The sequence below is a fragment of the Hafnia psychrotolerans genome (assembly GCF_014639435.1).
GTDB classification, from domain to species: domain Bacteria; phylum Pseudomonadota; class Gammaproteobacteria; order Enterobacterales; family Enterobacteriaceae; genus Ewingella; species Ewingella psychrotolerans.
In genome coordinates this window covers 191,093-211,284 of sequence record NZ_BMFZ01000009.1, presented here as the reverse complement: position 1 = coordinate 211,284, position 20,192 = coordinate 191,093, and the positions used below count along the sequence as shown (strand labels likewise).

Here is a 20,192-nt window from a genome sequence, read left to right as displayed (position 1 = left end):
GGAGAACGGGAGACGTGGGGTAATAGCCTCGTCAGCGATCGTTCAACCTAATAGAGGACACTGCGGGGGCAAGCGGCACTGAAGGGCGTTTGGCACCACCTCAATGCGAAATTGGGTACCACTCAGCGGTTCGCCATCAAGATTGAAGGTCATACTATGTGGTGCGTTGATTTCCAGCCACGACAGCGAGGCGGAAAGCCCATTGTTGTTCTCTTCATTATTCATAATGCTGCGAATAAATGATGGCAACAACTCTTCGGAAGTGAGGAGGCGCAACTGAAGTAAACCGTCGTTAATCAGCGCGTCAGGGCAGATTTTCTGGCCGCCACCGGCCTGACGCCCGTTGCCAACGCCGATAACCAGCGCTTCTCCCTCCCATGAGAAATCTGGGCCGGTGATTTTACAGTGATCGGCTTTAAGCTGGTCCATGCGCAGCAGACCATGAATGAAATAGGAGACGCTACCCAGTGCGGACTTCAGCTTTTCAGGCGTTTCAGTGGTAATGCGAGTACCAAAACCGCCCGTCGCCATATTAATGAAATAGTGTTTTTCATTGACGCGTGCGAGGTCGATGTCCACCGCGCGGCCTTTTATCGCCAGCTGCAATGCTTGCTCCAGCACCATAGGAATATCGCAGCTGGTAGCAAAGTCGTTGGCAGTACCAAGGGGTAATAAACCCAGCACCGGACGCGTTCCCTCGGGCAGATTAATGAGCGCCGTCGCGACTTCATTGAATGTGCCATCACCGCCCCCAGCGACCACCGTTTCACAGCCTAAAGCTACGGCTTCAGCCAGGTAGCGGGCAGCATCGCCGTGTTCCCAGGTAACACGGATTTCAAGGCGGACCCCTTCTGCGCGTAAGGTATGAATCGCATCACGCAGCGCGTCACTGCCTGCCCCCTTGCCATTTAAAATCAAAAGCGCGCTCGGTGTCTCTTCCATGCTTTCCTTCATGAATGCCTCCTGTCGGCTACAAAGTTCAGACTTTACCCATAAACATAGAGGACAATCCCGCATTAAAGCTATCGGAATAATCAGTTAATGTTAGCGGAAATGACAAAATTATTCCCTGATCATTTTAAATAAGGTCTCTTATTTATAGGGCTGATATTGAGGAAAAAGAAAAGATATCGGTTAAGTAAAATGTATTAGGCGAGAGATTTATTTTCACGTGATCAAGTAAGTGAATTAAATAAAAAACCAGAAAAAATTAAAAGAGGAATATAAAAGAAAAACCAGCTCAAGGGAGATTGAGCTGGCAAAGGAGGTGGTTCTTAGTGTAGTCCAGTAATTTATTTATCATTCGTCTAAATTACGAATAAATAATAACGAAAGCGAGATAGAGTGAATGTGACCGGTTTCTTATTTTTGATTTTATTTTTTGCAAAGAACACAGAAAAAACGCCACGTCATGTGGCGTCATTGTTGAAGTTAATTTATGAAATTATTAGCGTCAGGCTTTAGAGTGAGGATTGCGTGTGTCAGTGTTTTCCAGATTGCGCAACAAAATAGCGAACTCCAGATCGACCTCTTGCGGCAGCGACACATAAACAATGTGGCCATTACCGGGTGCGACTTCCACCGGTTGGCCTTTCTTGTTACGCAATGCCTCGAGTTTGAACTGCACATTGCCTTTTGGCGTCATCATTTCCACGCTGTCGCCAACGCTGAATTTATTTTTGACATCGATTTCTGCCCAGCCGTCGACACGGTTACCGGTAAATTCGCCGACAAACTGCTGGCGGTCGCTGACTGAAAAACCGTATTCGTAATTCTGCGAGGCATCATGCGTATGGCGTCGCAGGAAGCCTTCGGTGTAACCACGGTGCGCCAGACCTTCTAGCGTGCTGAGCAGCGTCGGGTCAAACGGTTTTCCAGCGGCGGCGTCATCGATTGCACGGCGATACACCTGTGCGGTACGGGCGCAGTAATAGAAGGATTTGGTGCGGCCTTCTATTTTCAGCGAATGCACGCCCATTTTTGTCAGGGTTTCCACGTGCTGAATGGCGCGGAGATCTTTGGAGTTCATGATATAGGTGCCGTGTTCATCTTCGAACGCACTCATATATTCGCCGGGGCGCAGCGCTTCTTCTAGCATAAAGACTTCGTCGGTCGGCTGGCCGATGCCCAGCGTGGGTTCAGGTGCTGCTTCTGCCGCGACCTGTTGCACGGGGATCGGTTCGTACTGATGCACGATATTACCAAGATCGTCCTCTTTACCCGGCTGCACTTTGTATTCCCAGCGACAGGCATTAGTACAGGTACCCTGATTCGGGTCGCGTTTATTAATATAACCGGAGAGCAGGCAGCGACCTGAATACGCCATGCACAGTGCGCCATGCACGAAGATTTCGATCTCCATGTCTGGCACCTGAGCACGGATCTCAGCGATCTCTTCGAGTGAGAGCTCGCGTGAAAGAATCACTCGCGTCAGCCCCATTTGCTGCCAGAATTTCACGGTGGCCCAGTTAACCGCATTCGCCTGCACCGAAAGATGTATATCCATCTGCGGGAAGGCTTCGCGGACCATCATAATCAGCCCAGGATCGGACATGATCAGCGCATCTGGCCCCATATCGATCACCGGTTTTAAATCACGCAAAAAGGTCTTTAGCTTGGCGTTATGTGGGGCAATGTTCACCACCACATAGAATTTTTTGCCCAGCTCATGAGCCTCATTGATGCCGATCGCTAAATTCTGATGGTTGAACTCATTATTGCGCACGCGCAGGCTGTAACGGGGCTGGCCGGCATAAACTGCGTCTGCACCGTAAGCAAAGGCGTAGCGCATGTTCTTAAGCGAACCGGCCGGAGAGAGTAATTCCGGAGTAAACATAGTCATTCTCAGTCTGATAGCAAGTCAGGGCCGCCCCTAAGGGACGACGAAAGGCCCGGATTGTAACGTCTGAAAAAGGAAAAAGCAGCCTGTTAGTGTGGGTATTTAAACGATCAAAGGCTTGGATCAATTTATACCCGTCATACATCAAGCTGCGTAGGTGTGTTGGCGGCCAATCTTACTATTTAGCCTATAGCCCTGGAATCGTTGCCTCGGGGAAGTAAAATCTCAATTAATGGGTGAGATCCCGGACCTCGGTCGAGGAGCCATTATTCATCACAGAGGCCATGCCTTTACGCGCCGCCGCGTCAGAGGTGTACATCTCGCTGATGCCAATGACCTGATAGTTTTTGGCCTTGAGGACAAAATAGTGTTGTCCGTTTTTGCCTGGTTTGACTTCAAATTGGCTTTCTTCGGTGCAATTGCTCTGTACGGAGGCGATGCCATTTTCTGTTGACGCCTTGCTGGCATACATCTCACTGGTGAGAATAATCTCGCCATTACCGGCCTTCAGGTTAAAGTGAAATTGTCCGTTCTTCGCTTTTTTAAGTTCATAGTGGCCTGTCGCCATACGATTTCTCCCATGAGTGATTTCATCCAGAGATAAGTGTAGTTAACGACAAGATTTTCGGTGGCGGGCGATCCTCTGGCTGTGGGATTTAGCTGCAAAACTGTGATGCAGCTTACAGACTTAAGCCAGATTTACATTTCTCAGCATATCAAGCCGATGTCACACTATCCTGCATGGCTCCGCTTCCCAGCGATAGCCCACGCCGTAAACTGCGCGAATAAAGGCCTTATCTCCGTCAATAGACTCTAACTTACGGCGTAAATTCTTAATGTGACTGTCGATGGTGCGATCGGTCACCACGCGATAATCGTCGTACAGATTATTCAGCAGGATTTCTCGGGTGAAGACATAGCCCGGTTTCACCGACAGTGTTTTCAGCAGCCGGAATTCTGCTGGCGTCAGATCTAATTCGTGACCCTTATAGCTGGCCTGAAAACAGGCTTCGTCAATGTGCAGACTGAAATCTTCTGCCGGGTTGTCGCTGGGACGCATGCAGCGGCGCAGGATCACTTTGACTCTGGCGACCACTTCACGCGGGCTGTAAGGTTTGCAGATGTAATCATCCGCGCCAATTTCAAGCCCCAGCAGTCGGTCGATCTCTTCAGTTTTGGCGGTAACCATCATGATCGGGATATCGGAAAACTGACGGATATCGCGACAAATACTGAGACCGCTGCTGCCCGGCAGCATCAAGTCCAGTAGGATCATGGCGGGCGGATTCGCTTTCACCAGCGGCACCACGTCACTGCCGTTGGACAACCATTGGGTGGCATAACCGGCGGCTTCGAGGTAGTCAACTAACAACTGGCCGAGTTTCGGCTCATCTTCAACAATCAAAATTTGCAGCGGCGCAGGGTCAGATATCGTAGAGGAATTCATTCAGTTTCTCGGTCCAAGTTGAATAGAAAGTGGCAGATTAATGGTCATACAGATGCCGCCGGAAGGTGACTTGCTGGCATTTATCCGTCCGCTGTGGGCTTCAACAATATTTTGGCAGATCGCCAGGCCCAAACCGGAACCGCCGCTGGCGCGGTTACGCGATCCTTCAGCACGGTAAAATCGTTCGAAAATATGCTGTAGTTGTTCGTCATTAATGCCCGGTGCAGTGTCCTGAAAAATAATACGCAGCGATTTATCCTGTTTGTTGGCAATAATTTCCAAACCGCCCCCGCCATCAGTATAGCGCAGGCTGTTTTCCAGCAAATTATTGAACAGCTGTGACAGGCGCTGCGGGTCACCAAACAGCATGACTTTCTCCGGTAGCGAACTCGAAAGCGTCAGTTGCTTCTGCCGGAAGCGATCACGATAACCGGCTTCCGCCAACTGAATCAGATGCACCGCATCGATCTCCTCTTTACGGTAGGCCAACGCACCCGCGTCAGAGAGCGAAAGCTGATGCAGATCATCCACGAGCTTGGTCAGAATGGAGACTTCTGACTGCAACGAACCCAGCGAGTCTAGCGTCATCTTTCGAACGCCGTCCTGCATGGCTTCCAGTTCGCCGCGCAGTACCGCCAGTGGCGTGCGTAGCTCATGAGAAATATCGGCCATAAAGGCACGCCGCATCTGCTCATTCTTTTCCAGCGTCATCGCCAACTGGTTGAAGTCCTGCGCCAGTTTTCCAAGCTCATCTTGACTGTCTACTTTGACCCGGCTGCTGAAATTTCCCGCTGCCAGTTGGTGCGTCCCCTGAACCAGCCGTTTGACCGGTGCCAGCATGCCGCGTGACAGCAGCCAAGTGACGGCGGCGGCTAACAGCGTGGTGAAACCGACAATGATCCAACTGGTGCGGTTTTGCTGACGGTCAAAGTTAATATCGGCGTTGCGCGTCAGGCGCTCGGCGGGCGTGGAGAGCACCGTACCGATGTTCATACCGTCAACGATCATAATGCGCCGGAGACCTCTCAGATCCGCCGGGATGGGCGCTTCGGAGCCGCCAATGCGTTGATTGTGGCTGTCGAGTATCCAGAATTTTGTCCGCCAGCCCTGAGGCGGTAGCATCTGACTGCTGGCGCTGTTCTGCTCAAACGAACGCATGATCTGATAGATCAACTTGTCATTTTTTTGCAAAAACTCCCAACTGCCGTGCTGTTTGTACTGTTCCTGCAAGGTATCGGCCAGCAGCTCCATCCGTTGCTCATTACTTTGACGAATATAGTCGATAAATCCGTGTTCAAAACTCATTCTCACGCCCCAGTTCATGGTGATTAACACCAGCCCGCAGGTGAAGAAAATGGCCATAAACAATTTGGCTGTAATTCCAGGTTTCATGATTTTCTCATTGGGTCGGATGAACCAGCCTGCGCGTGGCGGCGATCAGTTAGGGTTTGTTTTCGGCCATCTTCGGGGACGTGTAAGAACACCCAGGCAGGTAGGGCGATAACCAGGGATATACATAAATAAGAATAAATAAAGGTGTTGTGCATACCATTGCTACCTGCAATGACGTGTTGATGCGCAAACAGACCAAGAAAAATCCCCACAATGCTGACACCAAGACTCATCGACAGTTGCATCACCATCGACAGCAAACTGTTGCCGCTGCTTGCCAAACGTGATGGCAGATCTTTGAGCGTCAGCGTATTCATCGACGAGAAGCGCAGTGAGTTGACCATGCCCTGGAAGAACAGTATCACCGGGATCATCCAGAATGCGCCATAAATGGCAACGAATGGAAAGATCAGGGTGATCAGCGCCAGTAGCAATGTGGCTGTGACCAGCGCCTGGCGATAGCCGAGTTTATTCACCAGCCTGACCACGATGCGCTTCATGCCCATGCTGCCGAGCACCATCGGGACCATCATCAGGCCGGCATTGAACGGCGTAAACCCCATGCCGAGTTGCAGAAATACCGGCGTCATAAACGGCAACATACCGCTGCCGATACGGCCGAGGAAGCTGCCGATTAGACCTATTTTAAACGTTGGGGTATGAAACAAACGCAGTGAGAACAGCGCGGACAGATTGCCGCGTGCGTGCAGCCAGTAAACCCCCAGCGACGCGATACCCACCGCTACCAGCAACACCAACTGCCACGACGAAAGGCCGAGCCCACGGCTGCCGTCCAGCGCCAGCGTCAGGGTCGCCATGCCGACAGCCAGCATCACGAAACCGCGAATATCAAAGCGTCGGGTCTGCATCTGGTAATTGGGCATGATCATCAATGTGGCGATGCATCCGGCCAGGCCTACGGGCAGATTAATCAGGAAAATCCAGTGCCAACTGGCGTACTCCACCAGAAAACCGCCCAGCGCAGGACCCAGCAGCGGGCCGATCTGACCGGGCAGGGTCACCATGGTCATCGCGGCCATATATTCGCTGCGCGGTACGATTTTCAGCACGGTCAGCCGCCCGACCGGCACCATCATCGCGCCACCGATTCCCTGAACCACGCGGGACATCACCAGCGTCTGTAAACTGGACGATTGCGCGCACAGCAGCGAGCCAAGGGTAAATAGCACAATCGCCGAAAAGAACACCCATTTGACTCCGACGCGGTCCGCCAGCCAGCCGCTGGCGGGCAGCATCACCGCCACGGTCAGCACATAAGCCACTACCACGCTGTGCATATGCAGCGGATTTTCACCGAGGCTGGCCGCCATTGATGGCAGCGCCGTGTTGACGATGGTGGTGTCCAGTGCCTGCATGAAAAAGCCAAAAGCCACGATCCACAACTGCCAGCGCACTGAAGGTGGGAGCGGGGCAGGTGGCTTAGCGTCTGTTATCTCTGAGGGTGATGTCATCGATCTGTCTCAGCAAGTGATGTTAGCCGCGGCTGTCGACTGAGTCGGCCGCGTAACCGGTCAAAAAACAGATACACCACTGGCGTGGTGTAAAGCGTTAATAGCTGGCTCAGGACCAGACCGCCGACGATGGTAATGCCAAGCGGTTGGCGCAGCTCAGCGCCGTCGCCTGATGTCAGCACTAGCGGCAGTGCCCCAAACAACGCAGCCAGCGTGGTCATCATGATGGGCCGAAAACGCAGCAGGCAGGCCTGAAAGATCGCTTCCCGGGCGGTAAGGTGCCCGCGTCTCTGCGCGTCGAGGGCGAAATCCACCATCATGATGGCATTTTTTTTCACGATACCTATCAACAGCATGATGCCAATCAGGGCGATCAGGCTGAACGGCGCACTGAACAACTCCAGTGCCAGCAGCGCACCGACGCCCGCTGAAGGCAGAGTCGACAGAATGGTCAGTGGATGAATATAACTTTCGTACAATATGCCCAGCACAATATATACCGTAGCGATGGCGGCGATAATCAGCAGTAACTGAGATTTCAGCGTGTCTTGAAACACCTGTGCGGTACCGGCGTACTGTCCGTGGAGGGTTGCCGGTACGCCGAGTTGAGTCATGGTGCGATCAATGGCTGCGGATGCCACCGACAAGCTGCCGCCCTCCGGCAAGTTAAAGGAGATCGTTGCTGCCGCCGACATTCCCTGGTGGTTCACCTGCAACGGCGCGTTGGCAGGTCGCCATGTGGCGAACGAGGAGAGTGGCACCGACGCCCCTGCACTATTAATCATGAACATTTTACTGAGTGAACTGACATCCTGTGTATATTGCGGTGCGACTTCCATCACCACTTTGTACTGGTTTAGTGGCTGATAAATCGTAGAGATCTGCCGCTGGCCGAAGGCGTTATTGAGCAGCGCGTTGGCAGCGGAAATCGAAATGCCCAGGCGGGCCATCGTGGCGCGGTCGTAGGTCAGTTGCATCTCTGCACCGTGATTTTGTTGATCTGAACTGACATCCGCCAGTTCCGGTAGCGCGCCGAGCGCTGCGGTAACTTTCGGTTCCCACTGGCGTAAATCTTGCAAATTATCCGATAGCAACGTGTACTGATAACTGGCATTTCCCTGTCGCCCACCGACACGCACGTCCTGCACGGCCGAGAGATAGAGCCCGGCACCGGCTTCCTGAGATGCGGCGGTGCGGATACGTGCAATCACTTCCTGTGCATTACTTTTACGCACTGACAGTGGCTTGAGAGAAATAAACATCATTCCACTGTTCGTGCGTGAACCGCCGGTATAACCGGTGACATTGGCGACATCGCTATCCTGGCTGACTAAGCGGATAAAGTCAGACATTTTACTTTTCATCGCCTGAAACGAAATGCTCTGATCTGCCTGAATAAAGCCCATCAGGCGGCCAGTGTCTTGTTCAGGAAAGAACGTTTTCGGGATGGCAATATACAACCAGACATTAAGCGCGATGGTCGCCAGCAGCACCACGCCGACCCAGCGTGCATGATTGAGCACCCAGTTCAGCGAACGGCCATAACCTTGTTGCATGCGCAGCAGCAGTCGGCTGACACCGCGCTTTTTCGGCGGCGGAGGCAGGGCTGACGGTCGCAGTAGCCATGCACACATCATCGGCGTTAACGTCAGCGACACCAGCAGAGAAATACCTATCGCCACGGACAGCGTCACGGCAAACTCGCGAAACAGCCGCCCCGGTAAACCGTTCATCAGCAGCAGCGGAATAAACACTGCCACCAGTGACAGGCTCATTGACAACACGGTAAATCCGACCTCTCTGACACCCTGTAACGCGGCGTTCATCGGCTTCATTCCGGCTTCGATATGCCGTGAAATATTTTCCAGCACCACGATGGCGTCGTCGACGACAAAACCGGTGGCGATGGTCAGCGCCATCAGCGACAGGTTATTCAAGCTAAAGCCGCACAGATACATGGCGGCAAAGGTGCCGATCAGCGACACCGGCACGGCGACGGCTGGGATCAACGTCGCACGCCACGAGCGCAGGAACAGGAAAACCACCAGGATCACCAACGCCACCGCGATACTCAGCGAGATTTCCACCTCATTCAGTGAGGCGCGAATGGTGGGTGAACGGTCCTGCGCCACCTGCAAACTGATGGCAGCCGGAATAACCTCACGCAGCAGCGGTAATTCCGCCCGGATACCGTCCACGGTGGCGATAATATTGGCGTCTGCACTGCGGCGCACAACCAGCAGGATCGCCGGTCTCACGCCTCCTTTGCTCAGGCTGGTTTGCCCGGCGTTACGGTGATCCTGCACGTCGTCGCTGACGGTGGCGACATCACGCAGATGCACGGTATTACCGTTACTGACGTGAATCACCAGCGGTGCGTAATCTTTAGCGGTCTTGAGGGCATCATTGGTGCGGATCTGCCAGCGCTGGTTCTTATCTTCCAGCGCGCCTTGTGGCTTGCGTACGTTGGCAGCGGCTATTGCCTGACGCACGGCGTCCAGCGATACGCCCTGATTGAACAGCGCTTCAGGATTGAGATCAACCCTGACCGCAGGCAGGGAACTGCCGCCAACCGTGACATCACCCACGCCGTCCAACTGCGAAATAGTTTGCGCCAGTTGTGTTGAGGCGAAGTCATACAGCTGGCCCTGACTGTAGGTATCCGACGTCAGGGTTAAGATCATGATCGGCGCGTCGGAAGGGTTAGCTTTGCGATAGGTCGGGCGGTTTGGCATTCCCGTCGGTAACAGACTTTGCGCCGCATTGATCGCTGCCTGCACATCGCGCGCAGCACCGTTGATATCGCGGTCAAAATCAAATTCCAGCGTGATACGCGTGCTGCCGAGCGTACTGACGGAGGTCATCTCATTGATACCGGCAATACGGCCCAGAGTGCTTTCCAGCGGCGTCGCCACTGACGCTGCCATGGTCTCAGGGTCCGCACCGGGCAGTGTGGCGGTAACCGAAATCACCGGGTAATCCACCTGCGGTAGCGGTGCCACCGGCAGTAGACGGAAACCCAGTATGCCTGCCAGCACAATCGCCAGTGTCAGCAACATGGTGGCGACAGGTCGGTGGATGAACAGTGCGAAGACATTCATCGCGGCGGTCGCTCAGTGTCTGGCTGCGGTAGCCCGGTGTGAGGATAAGCATGTGGGCGTATGCAGCGAGCCAACCGGTCAAACAGCAGATAAATCACCGGTGTGGTGAACAGGGTCAGTACCTGACTGACCACCAACCCGCCGACCATACAAATCCCCAGCGGACGCCGCAGCTCTGCGCCAACGCCGGTACTGAGCATCAGCGGCAATGCGGCAAGCAGCGCCGCCAGCGTGGTCATCAGAATCGGTCTGAAACGCAACAGGCAGGCCTGATAAATAGCATCATACGGCGTCATACCCTGATCGCGCTCGGCGGCCAGCGCGAAGTCGATCATCATGATGGCGTTTTTCTTCACGATACCGATCAGCAAAATAATGCCGATGATGGCAATCACATCTAACTCGCTGCCTGCCAGCATCAGTGCCAGCAGTGCGCCCACGCCTGCCGTTGGCAGCGTCGACAGAATCGTGACCGGGTGAATAAAGCTTTCATAAAGCACGCCAAGCACGATGTACATTGCCACCACAGCGGCCAGAATAAGCCACAGCGTACTGCTGAGCGCAGCTTCAAATGCCAGCGTGGCACCCTGAAAATGCACGCTGATATCGGCGGGAAGATCCAACTGCTGTTGGGCCTGTTTTATGGCGTTAACCGCTTCGCCGAGGGAATAACCGGGGGACACGTTAAATGACACGCTGGCCGACAGGAACTGGTCGAGATGGTTGACCGAAAGCGGCGTTTTGCGCAGCTCAAACTGCGCGATGGCACTAAGCGGAATGCTGGTGCCATTGCTGCCAATCAAGCGGATATTCTGCAAGGCGCTCAGGCCGGGCGTTTGTGCCGTGTCCTGTTCCAATACCACGCGGTATTGGTTGGCCTGGGTATAAATGGTAGAGATCAGCCGTTGGGCGAATGCGTTGTACAACGCGTTGTCGACGTCAGTCATGCTGATGCCCAGACGGCTGGCACTGTCGCGATCGACCTTGATGTAGGCTTCCAGCCCCTGATCCTGCCAGTCGCTGCTCACATCCTGCAACTGTGGCAGGGCGCGCAAATTATCCAGCAATTGCGGCACCCAGCGACCGAGTGAATCGGCCGTTAGCGTCTGCAAGGTGAACTGGTATTGCGTGCGGGCCACCTGAGTATCGATGGTCAGATCCTGCACTGGCTGCAGATAAAGCGCGATCCCCGGTACTTTGGCGACGGCCTTCTGCAAACGCGGAATAATGGTGTCCACTCTGTCACTGCGGTCGCTCAGTGGTTTGAGGGCAATCTGTAAGCGGCCGGTATTGAGCGTCGGGTTGGTGCCGTCCACACCGATAAACGAGGTCAGACTTTCCACATCCTGATCCTGCAAAATAATGGCCGCCGCCTGCTGCTGACGGCTAGCCATATTACTGAATGACACCGACTGTGGCGCCACCAGTGTGCCCTGAATCAGCCCGTTATCTTGCACCGGGAAAAAACCTTTGGGGATCAAAATATAGAGCAGGGCGGTCAGCGCCAGAGTACCGAGCGCGACGCCGAGCGTCAGCCACTGATGGCGTAGCACCACCGTCAGGCCGCGACCATAAGTGGCAATAATGCGCTCAAACATCCGCTCGGAGGCGCGTGAAAAACGATTCTGTTTACGCAGCGATTCATGGCTGAGCATACGTGCGCACATCATGGGTGTCAGGGTGAGCGAGACGATGGCGGAAATCAGAATGGCTACCGCCAGCGTCACGGCAAATTCGCGAAATAAACGCCCGACGATATCACCCATAAATAGCAGCGGAATTAGCACGGCAATCAGCGAAAAAGTCAGAGAAATGATGGTAAAGCCGATTTCGCCCGCCCCTTTCAGCGCAGCATTGAGCGGTGTTTCGCCTTTCTCGATATAACGCGAAATATTTTCGATCACCACGATGGCGTCATCAACCACAAACCCGGTGGCGATGGTCAGCGCCATCAAGGTCAGGTTGTTGACCGAGAAGCCCAGAAAATACATGGCAGCAAAGGTGCCAATCAGCGACAGCGGTACGGCCACGCTGGGGATCAGCGTCGCGGCGACATTGCGTAAAAACAGATATATCACCATGACGACCAGCGCCACCGAGAGCAATAACTCGAACTGTACGTCGCTGACCGAGTGCCGGATGGTGACGGTGCGGTCGGTCATCCGTTCGATGTGGACAGATTTCGGCAGATTCTGTTGTAGCGATGGCAACATCGCCCGGATGCTGTCAGCGGTGGTGATCACATTGGCACCTGGCTGGCGTTGAATACTCAACACAATGGCCGGATGTGTGTCGGCCCATGCCGCCAGTTTATTGTTTTCGGCCCCTTGTTCGACGCTGGCAATATCGCTAAGCCGCACCGGTGCGTCGTTTTTATAACTGACCACTAGCGCGCGGTAATCGGCGGCGGTTTTCATCTGGTCATTGGCGGACAGCGTGACTGAGCGCTCCGGGCCGTCAAAGCTGCCCTTGGCTGAATTGACGTTAGCCGCCGCGATGGCTGCACGCACTTCTTCGCTGGTCAGCCCGAGGGCCGACATGGCCGGTGCATTGAGTTTCACTCGCACTGCCGGGCGCTGCCCACCGGAAATACTGACCCGTCCTACTCCGTTGACCTGGGCCAGCTTTTGCATCACGCGGGTTTCCACCAGATCTTCCACCGCCGTCATCGACAGGGCGCTTGATGTCACCGCCAGTGTCATGATGGGCGGATCGGCAGGATTAACTTTGCTATAAACCGGCGGATTTGGCAGATCGGTGGGCAGCAAATTGGTGGCGGAATTGATGGCCGCCTGCACTTCCTGCTCGGCGACATCCAGTGGCAGTTCCAGGGCGAACTGCAGCGTGATAACGGATGCGCCACCGGCGCTTTGCGACTGCATCTGCTTCAGGCCCGACATCTGCCCGAACTGGCGTTCCAGAGGCGCAGTAATCGCTGAAGTCGTGACATCTGGGCTGGCACCGGGATAGAGCGTAATCACCTGAATAGTCGGGTAATCAACCTCTGGCAACGCGGCAACCGGCAGGGCACGGTAGCCGATAATACCGGCCAGAAGAATGGCGATCATCAGCAGCGTGGTGGCCACCGGGCGCAGAATAAACAGCCGTGACGGCCCGCCCTGAGGTTTATCCGGCATCGCTTGCATTAGGACTTCCTTTGGCGGTGATGTTTTTCAGGCGCTTTATCGGCCACCGCTGCGGTTTCTGGCCGGATAACCTCGACGGTAGCGCCTTCGGTCAGACGGTCAATACCATCGGTCACCACGTTAACCCCGGCACTCAGCCCGGCGGTGACCACGGTTTGCTGACTGTCTTGTGTGCCGGTAGTCACTATGTGTTTACTGACTTTGTTATCGCTCCCCACCACCCAGACGAAGTGGCCATCGTTGCCCATTTGTACTGCGGCGGTAGGTACGACGACGGCGTTTTGCAGTGTGCCGATTTTCAGCCGTGCATTGACAAACTGGTTGGGGAACAGCGCGTTGTCCTGATTGCTGAAGCGCGCTTTCAACTTGATGGTGCCGGTAGTGACATCGATTTGGTTATCGAGGGTCAGCAAGGTGCCCTGCGTCAGCTGATGCTGATTGGTGCGGTCCCAGGCCTCCACCGTCAGCGGCTGGCCGCTTTTCTGCGACTGGAGGATGGCACCGATGGTGGCTTCGGGCAGGGTGAAAATCACGTCTATGGGCTGCGTTTGGGTCAAAACCACAATGCCTGTGGTGTCGCTGCTGGAGATGATATTACCGACATCCACCAGTTTGAGGCCTACACGGCCATCGATCGGCGAAGTGATTTTGCTGTAGGTCAGTTGCAGTTTGGCACTGTCAACCGCGCCCTGATCTACCGCCACCGCACCTTCACTCTGGCGCACCAGAGACTGCTGGGTGTCGAGATCCTGACGTGAAACCATGTTGGTTTTAACCAGTTGTTGGTAACGCGCCAGATCACGGCGGGCGTTATCGAGCGTGGCCTGATCTTTGTTGATCTGCCCCAGCGCCTCGGTAAGTTGGACCTGATACGGACGCGGGTCGATCTCTGCTAACAGGTCACCGGTTTTGACCTGCTGGCCCTCAGTGAAATGCAGCGACATCAGTTGACCGTCAACCCGGCTGCGTAACGTCACGGTATTGGACGCCGTCACGGTGCCAAGCCCGCTGAGATACTGTGGTACGGATTTCTCTATGGTCATCGCGGCTTGAACCGGCGGCAGCGGCATATTGCGGCGTCCCCCGGCATGCCGTGCAGCATTTTTCGCATCGGGAGTGTCAGCTTTTATGCTGTGTGAACCGGACTTATCCACATAGAAATACCAGATGCTTGTCGCCGCAATCACCAGAATCAGCAGGATAATTAAAAATCGCAGAGGGCTTTTTCGCACAATCTTACTCTTTATATTGATGACCAAGGCAACGGCATTTTGAGCCGAGTCGGAGGCGATAGTGTAGTCATTGCCAGCGCATGAAAAATGGAGGAAATAAGGAGTCACTTTTATCTTCTAACACATTAACATCTTCCCTAACCTGATATTACGAGCCGGAGTGCTACTGTTATTCTTTTTCCGTTAATGCATCACAGACAACGCCATTTTAATCTGTTCATAAAAAGGGAGTACGTCATGAGTAAATGAGAACTGGGCCGTTCCGGTATTCAGGTACCGACATTAACGTTCGGCGGTAATGTATTGGGTTGGACCGTTGATCAATCGACATCTTTTAGCCTTCTCGACGCCTTGCTTGAACATAAACTTAACTTTATTGATACCGCCGACATCTATTCTCGTTGGGCTGAGGGCAATAGCGGTGGTGAGTCTGAAACGATTATCGGCAACTGGTTTAAAAAAAGTGGCAAGCGCGACCAGATTATCCTGGCCACCAAGGTGGGTAAGCCAATGGGGGAAGGCAAAGTGGGGCTTTCCCCTCGTTACATTAAGCAAGCGGTTGAAGCCTCACTCATCCGTTTGCAAACGGACTATATCGATCTGTATCAGTCCCATGATGATGACGCCGATACGCCACTGGCGGAAACGATGGCAGCGTTTGATGCGCTGATTAAAGAGGGCAAAGTACGGGCTATTGGGGCCTCAAACTACAGCGCACCGCGTCTGAGTGAAGCGCTAAAAGTCAGCCAGGATAATGGTCTGGCACGGTATGAAACCCTTCAGCCACTCTACAATCTGTACGATCGCAACGTGTATGAAGACGATCTGGAGAAGGTGGTCTCGGACAATGGTCTGGGAGTTATCAACTTTTTCGCGCTGGCCAGCGGCTTCCTCACCGGCAAATACCGGACTCAAGCCGATGCCAGTAAAAGTCAGCGCGGCGGTCAAGTTGTCGAGAAGTATCTCAATGATCGCGGGCTGAAGATTCTTGCTGCGCTCGATCAGGTGGCGGAGAAACAGGGTGCTAAGCCGGGACAAATCGCGCTGGCATGGCAGATTGCCCGCCCGAGTGTGACCGCTCCTATTGTCAGTGCGACCTCGCTGCAACAGTTGGATGAACTGGCCAAAGCAGCTGATCTGACGCTGGACGATGCGGATATCCTCACGTTGAACGAGGCCAGCAACGAGTAATTCTCTCTCTGTGTTCAAAATAAAAACCGCCTGTGGCACGAGCACACAGGCGGTTTTTTACTTTCAGAGGATAGGCCGTTAACGGAACAGTGTTTGCGCCCAGCGGGCCAGCCCGGCAGTGACTGAGCCAAAATCATTACCCCCGACCAGCGGGATACCGGGTAGCTGCGCTTGTAATGCTGCACGCAGCAGCGGTGAACGTGCGCTGCCTCCAGTCAGGTAAATCAGGTCCGGCGTGATATTGCTGGTGGAGAGTGCCAGATTCACCTGCTCCTGAATGCGCGCCAGCGGTTGTGATATTGCATCACTTAACTGCTGCTGGCTGATATTTTCTGTCAGGCCGGCTTCGATAAAATCCAGAGCCGTTGTGACGTTTTCACGCTCAGACAGCGCGATTTTGCTCTCTTCCGCCATCCGTACCAGCCGGTAGCTCAGACGCTGTTGATGTACTTTCAGCAGGCGTTTTACCTGCTGTGGCTGGGCAGCATAGCGGATTAGATCCCGCAACATACGACCATTGGCTACGCTGTAGAAATCCAGCTGGGCAGGCACGTCGTTGGTCGCGACGGCGTTCCAGTAAGGCAGGGATGGAATAGCAATGCCCTTCGCCGTTTCGCTACCCATACCAAACAGCGGGGTCAGCTGCTTAAATGCGGTCATAATATCCAGATCGTTTCCGCCTACGCGGCAGCCGCTGTGGCCAAGCAAACTTTGCTGGCGTTCGGCTTTGTCGCGCCACTGTGGACCCATCAACAGCACTGAACAGTCGGTGGTTCCACCACCGATATCGACGACCAGTACGGTTTTTTCTTCGCTCAGCGTCGCTTCAAAATCAAGACCCGCGGCGACAGGCTCAAACTGGAAAGCGATATCGCGAAAACCGGCCCGCTCGGCAGCGCGTTGCAAAATTCCTTGCGCCTGGCGGTTGGCTTCTTCGCCGCCCATGCCCTGAAAGTTAATCGGACGGCCAATCACCGTCTGTTCGATGCTTTGTTGCAGAGCGTTTTCCGCCTGACGTTTGATATGAAACATCATGGCGCAGACCAGATCTTCAAACAGTGCAATCTGCTGTGGTTTCAACCCATTAGCACCCAGGAAGGATTTTGGCGAGCGCACAAAGTAGACTTCTTCCGGGTCTTCCATATAGGTCGAAAGAGCACGTAAACCAAAATTCACGCTGTTGGCATTAACCGGGATATCTTCCTCACGGTTGAAACTGATACTGCGGCGCAACAGCGCAATGTTTTCGTCACTGCCCGGTGGAACCTGCCCGTGACGGTTCAGCCATTCGCTGACCGCTTCACGCGTAGGCGCACACAGCATGGAGGGTAAATAAGGATCGTTGTTTTCTAACGCCAGTAGGTGGGCGTTATTATCGCGCATCACGGCGACTGAACAATTTGCGGTGCCGTAGTCAAATCCAATAAACATCACTGTTCCCCATGCCAAAGAAGGGGCAGGACTGTATGTGGTTTTGGTTTTAATTTCAAATTCAATTTTGAATTCAACTTCAACTTCAAGGTCGTGGGCGTCGGCCCACACCGACCAAAGGCCCGCAGTCGCTCGGGCCTTTGGAATCCGAGCTTTTTAAAAACAGCAGCTTCGCAAGTGGGGATGGCCGTGTTTCAGAAGCCTGCGTGATAGCCGCAAACTCCGCCGCTGCGCGGTGCTCTCTGTTCGGGCTTCAACCCGCGTAAAAACCCACGCGGTTTTACGCCTCTCCCTCGACGTCGTTTTGAACGCGGCCTCGGCTTCTTTAAATTCAAATTCAAAACCTGGTCTGCTTTTATCTTTAAAGAAGTTTTGTCTTTTAAAAAAGTGTCGGCCGCATTCAAAAATGACGCTGAACGAGAGGTGGAAAACCGCGGGTCTTTTTACGCGGTTGTAACCCGAAGTGAAGGGACCGCCTAAGCGGCGACATTTTGCGGCTATAACCGAGGTAACTGAAACACGGCCATTGTGACTCGCGCAGCTGCTGTTTTTAAAAAGCGGGGATTCCAAAGGGTCGAGCGACTGCGACCCTTTGGGCCAGTTTGGGTGGCAACCCAAGGTCTTGACCTTAAAGCCAGTTTGGGTGGCAACCCAAGGTCTTGACCTTAAAGCCAGTTTGGGTGGCAACCCAAGGTCTTGACCTTAAAGCCAGTTTGAGTGGCAACCCAAGGTCTTGAAGTTGAAGTTAAAGCATTAGCCGGTTTGGGCAGCAGCCCCCAGATCCTGCCCGCCATGGCTTGTCTCCACATACCCATATCTTTTCCCCTGCTGAATAATCCGGTGCGCCCAATTGACGTGTGTCGCGGGTTCACACATAGCGCCGTCGGATTTATAAACCGCGCTGTCTGCATTGAGGATGCGTAATGCTTCCTGATAGTCGCGGGGCGCCACGCGCAGGGCATGATGGATGACCGGGATCTGGCTGGGATGGATTGCCGTTTTCCCCACCAGCCCGTGCAGAACATCCTGTTTGAGTTCGCGTCTGAGTATGTCGTCGGGTTCGATTAACTCACACACCGGAGACGTCAGGGCAAAACCCTGTGCGCCGAACACACTCACCAGCATTTTGATCACATAGCCGAGTGGACCTTCGTACAAGGTATATTCTTTACTCCGGCGCAAACCCAATACACTCATCAGATCGTTACCCCCAATACGCAGCGCCAATACGCGGTCGGCGGCTTTGGCTTTCAGCGCTTCCGCCATCTGCTGCATTTTGGTGACGTCATACACTTCGGCATCTTCCAGTGTGGGCATCCATAGCAGATGAGTGCCAGCGGTAATACTCAGCCAGGTATCGAGTGAGGATAACCTAAACTTTGGCAACACCAGACCGTCAGCCGCATGCAATAAAAAGGTTTTATCAGCCACCAGTCTGGCGGCCATGGCAGTGCTTCGTGGTCGGATAAATACTAGCGGTCCATCGTTGAAATGACGCGGGCTTTTGAGCGCGAGCAGGGTATCCCGCAGATTATTCAACGCTTGCGGGATATCACGATCCAGCACGGCATCTTCCAGACAGATCACCATCGACAACAGTTCCGGATATTTTTCTCCGCAGGCAATGCGCGTCAGTTCTGGATGCGTGGCAGGAACATACATGGTGGCCCCGAGGTCATTGGGCGTGATTTTTTTCATCAATTTATCTCCGGCTCAAGGAATAGGCTTAATCAGGGTGACGGCGCGATATACCCCAATGTCAGATCCGACTTCTTCTACCGGGATCCCCAAACTTTCGGCCAGATGAACCAGCAGTGCGACGTCGGCATCTTGCTTACTGGTGACCAGAACATGATCCGGTACACGGCGCATTACCGCGCGGGTCGCTTCGGCGATACCGGGTTTTATATGGTTGATCGAACCAACATTAAAGCGTTCGGCAAGCCGGTTTATGACCTGCTCACTCAACCGTTGCAGGTCATTTTTTTCGTCCTCACGCGGATGGGCCGCGGGGATATTCCCGGTTTGCTGATGACGCAGGGAGTCGACCGCCGTGACAAAACTTGCGCTGAGATCGAAAGGCTGAAGATGTTGGCAGAACATCGAACCATGGAAACCGCTTTCACGCCAAAGTGAACGGCTGACCAGTCCGGAAACCGGTGCGCCGAGAATGCCGAAGGGCATCAACCAATCGTCCCCGCTCGCCGACAACCACGCACATCCTCCGGGATCAGCCAGCACGGCCAGCCTGGGCGGTGAGCCGAACTCAGGCCGGTTGGCCAGGGAGGCTGTGAGTTGGCGTGAAATGGCCCCTTTTCCGGTCCAGCCATCGATAAACACCACCCCCGCGCTGCCGTGTTGCCGGGTAATGTGCGTCAGCGCGGTTTCGTCCAGCCCGCGGTCGCGAATAATACTGATGCCGTAATGCACGGCCTCGACTTGCATATCGCGTAGAGCGTGCAGTAGGCAAACTCCCAGCGGTACACCGGCCCTTACCAGTGAGGTCAGCACAATCGGTCTGGCGGTCACTTGTGCCACCAGACCTTTCGCCAGCGCAGTGATCTCATGGGCCAGACGTGGGCCAAAATCTGTCATGGCATGCTGGTAGAGCGACAAATGTTTGTGAGAGGGTGACGGCTCTTGCGACAGCATCTCAGAATAGTGCTTTTCACCGCTCTGAATCAGGCGCTCTTTCTCTTCCACCGCGGTGAATGCAATCTGTACCGGAGCGAGCAAAAAGTGAATATCGCCAGGCGGGTAGGAACCCGAAAGCAGCGTTTGTGGCGTTGATTCAGGTTGCAGTATGTGGCTCTCCGATGAGAGGACGGCGGGCAGTGCTCTTTCCAGTGTATTAAGCAGCTGGCTACGCTGCGGTATTGCCAGAAAATCGCACTGCTGCATAAAACTCAAATCTGAAAGGCTGTCGCCAAAGCCCAGCGCC

The 20,192-nt window shown here is 54.1% G+C and carries 13 protein-coding genes; 1 reads left to right on the top strand and 12 read right to left on the bottom strand.

Features of this window, described 5'->3' with window-relative positions; genetic code table 11:
• Positions 1-42 precede the first annotated feature (42 nt).
• From yegS to IEV89_RS16645, 9 genes are all read right to left on the bottom strand, one after another.
• Positions 43-942, bottom strand: coding sequence for a lipid kinase YegS (gene yegS, locus IEV89_RS16685; RefSeq protein WP_188474690.1), 900 nt, complete (start codon positions 940-942; stop codon positions 43-45).
• Between the two features lie 511 nt (positions 943-1,453).
• Entirely contained in the window at positions 1,454-2,836 is a 1,383-nt protein-coding gene (trhP, locus tag IEV89_RS16680; protein WP_188474645.1) for a prephenate-dependent tRNA uridine(34) hydroxylase TrhP, read from the bottom strand.
• A gap of 232 nt (positions 2,837-3,068) precedes the next feature.
• Positions 3,069-3,407, bottom strand: a complete 339-nt coding sequence (locus IEV89_RS16675) for a YegP family protein (protein WP_188474644.1) — start codon at positions 3,405-3,407, stop codon at positions 3,069-3,071.
• A gap of 159 nt (positions 3,408-3,566) precedes the next feature.
• Positions 3,567-4,286, bottom strand: coding sequence for an envelope stress response regulator BaeR (gene baeR, locus IEV89_RS16670; protein ID WP_188474643.1), 720 nt, complete (start codon positions 4,284-4,286; stop codon positions 3,567-3,569).
• Positions 4,287-5,678, bottom strand: coding sequence for an envelope stress sensor histidine kinase BaeS (gene baeS / locus IEV89_RS16665; RefSeq protein ID WP_188474642.1), 1,392 nt, complete (start codon positions 5,676-5,678; stop codon positions 4,287-4,289). It lies immediately after the preceding gene.
• Positions 5,675-7,150, bottom strand: a complete 1,476-nt coding sequence (gene mdtD / locus IEV89_RS16660; RefSeq protein WP_188474641.1) for a multidrug transporter subunit MdtD — start codon at positions 7,148-7,150, stop codon at positions 5,675-5,677. Before mdtD ends, baeS begins: the two co-directional genes overlap by 4 nt.
• A complete protein-coding gene (gene mdtC / locus IEV89_RS16655; RefSeq protein WP_188474640.1) occupies positions 7,147-10,251 on the bottom strand; it encodes a multidrug efflux RND transporter permease subunit MdtC in 3,105 nt (1,034 codons plus the stop codon). The genes mdtD and mdtC overlap by 4 nt, the downstream gene beginning before the upstream one ends.
• The gene (locus IEV89_RS16650; protein WP_188474639.1) at positions 10,248-13,397 is read right to left on the bottom strand and encodes an MdtB/MuxB family multidrug efflux RND transporter permease subunit; all 3,150 of its coding nucleotides are present in this window, start codon (positions 13,395-13,397) and stop codon (positions 10,248-10,250) included. Before IEV89_RS16650 ends, mdtC begins: the two co-directional genes overlap by 4 nt.
• A complete protein-coding gene (locus tag IEV89_RS16645; protein ID WP_188474689.1) occupies positions 13,397-14,644 on the bottom strand; it encodes an MdtA/MuxA family multidrug efflux RND transporter periplasmic adaptor subunit in 1,248 nt (415 codons plus the stop codon). The genes IEV89_RS16650 and IEV89_RS16645 overlap by 1 nt, the downstream gene beginning before the upstream one ends.
• Positions 14,645-14,881: 237 nt before the next feature.
• Here IEV89_RS16645 and IEV89_RS16640 point away from each other — a divergent pair, with 237 nt between their 5' ends.
• A complete protein-coding gene (locus tag IEV89_RS16640) occupies positions 14,882-15,820 on the top strand; it encodes an aldo/keto reductase (protein ID WP_229746507.1) in 939 nt (312 codons plus the stop codon).
• 78 nt (positions 15,821-15,898) lie between these two features.
• On the opposite strand, the gene yegD is transcribed toward IEV89_RS16640, so the two are convergent.
• The 3 genes from yegD to IEV89_RS16625 form a co-directional block, all read right to left on the bottom strand.
• Complete coding sequence (gene yegD / locus IEV89_RS16635) at positions 15,899-17,251, bottom strand: molecular chaperone (RefSeq protein WP_188474638.1); 1,353 nt, start codon at positions 17,249-17,251, stop codon at positions 15,899-15,901.
• A gap of 753 nt (positions 17,252-18,004) precedes the next feature.
• Positions 18,005-18,952, bottom strand: a complete 948-nt coding sequence (locus tag IEV89_RS16630) for an HpcH/HpaI aldolase/citrate lyase family protein (protein ID WP_188474637.1) — start codon at positions 18,950-18,952, stop codon at positions 18,005-18,007.
• Positions 18,953-18,964: 12 nt separating this feature from the next.
• Positions 18,965-20,053 (bottom strand): cysteine protease StiP family protein, encoded by a 1,089-nt coding sequence (locus IEV89_RS16625; RefSeq protein ID WP_373283406.1) that lies wholly within the window; start codon positions 20,051-20,053, stop codon positions 18,965-18,967.
• Between the last annotated feature and the right edge of the window lie 139 nt (positions 20,054-20,192).

Bases quoted from the DNA above. Each gene is read 5' to 3' on its own strand.
- mdtC (WP_188474640.1), bottom strand. From the start codon at position 10,251: ATGAATGTCTTCGCACTGTTCATCCACCGACCTGTCGCCACCATGTTG.
- yegS (WP_188474690.1), bottom strand. From the start codon at position 942: ATGGAAGAGACACCGAGCGCGCTTTTGATTTTAAATGGCAAGGGGGCA.
- IEV89_RS16675 (WP_188474644.1), bottom strand. From the start codon at position 3,407: ATGGCGACAGGCCACTATGAACTTAAAAAAGCGAAGAACGGACAATTT.
- mdtD (WP_188474641.1), bottom strand. From the start codon at position 7,150: ATGACATCACCCTCAGAGATAACAGACGCTAAGCCACCTGCCCCGCTC.
- baeS (WP_188474642.1), bottom strand. From the start codon at position 5,678: ATGAAACCTGGAATTACAGCCAAATTGTTTATGGCCATTTTCTTCACC.
- yegD (WP_188474638.1), bottom strand. From the start codon at position 17,251: ATGTTTATTGGATTTGACTACGGCACCGCAAATTGTTCAGTCGCCGTG.
- IEV89_RS16650 (WP_188474639.1), bottom strand. From the start codon at position 13,397: ATGCAAGCGATGCCGGATAAACCTCAGGGCGGGCCGTCACGGCTGTTT.
- baeR (WP_188474643.1), bottom strand. From the start codon at position 4,286: ATGAATTCCTCTACGATATCTGACCCTGCGCCGCTGCAAATTTTGATT.
- trhP (WP_188474645.1), bottom strand. From the start codon at position 2,836: ATGTTTACTCCGGAATTACTCTCTCCGGCCGGTTCGCTTAAGAACATG.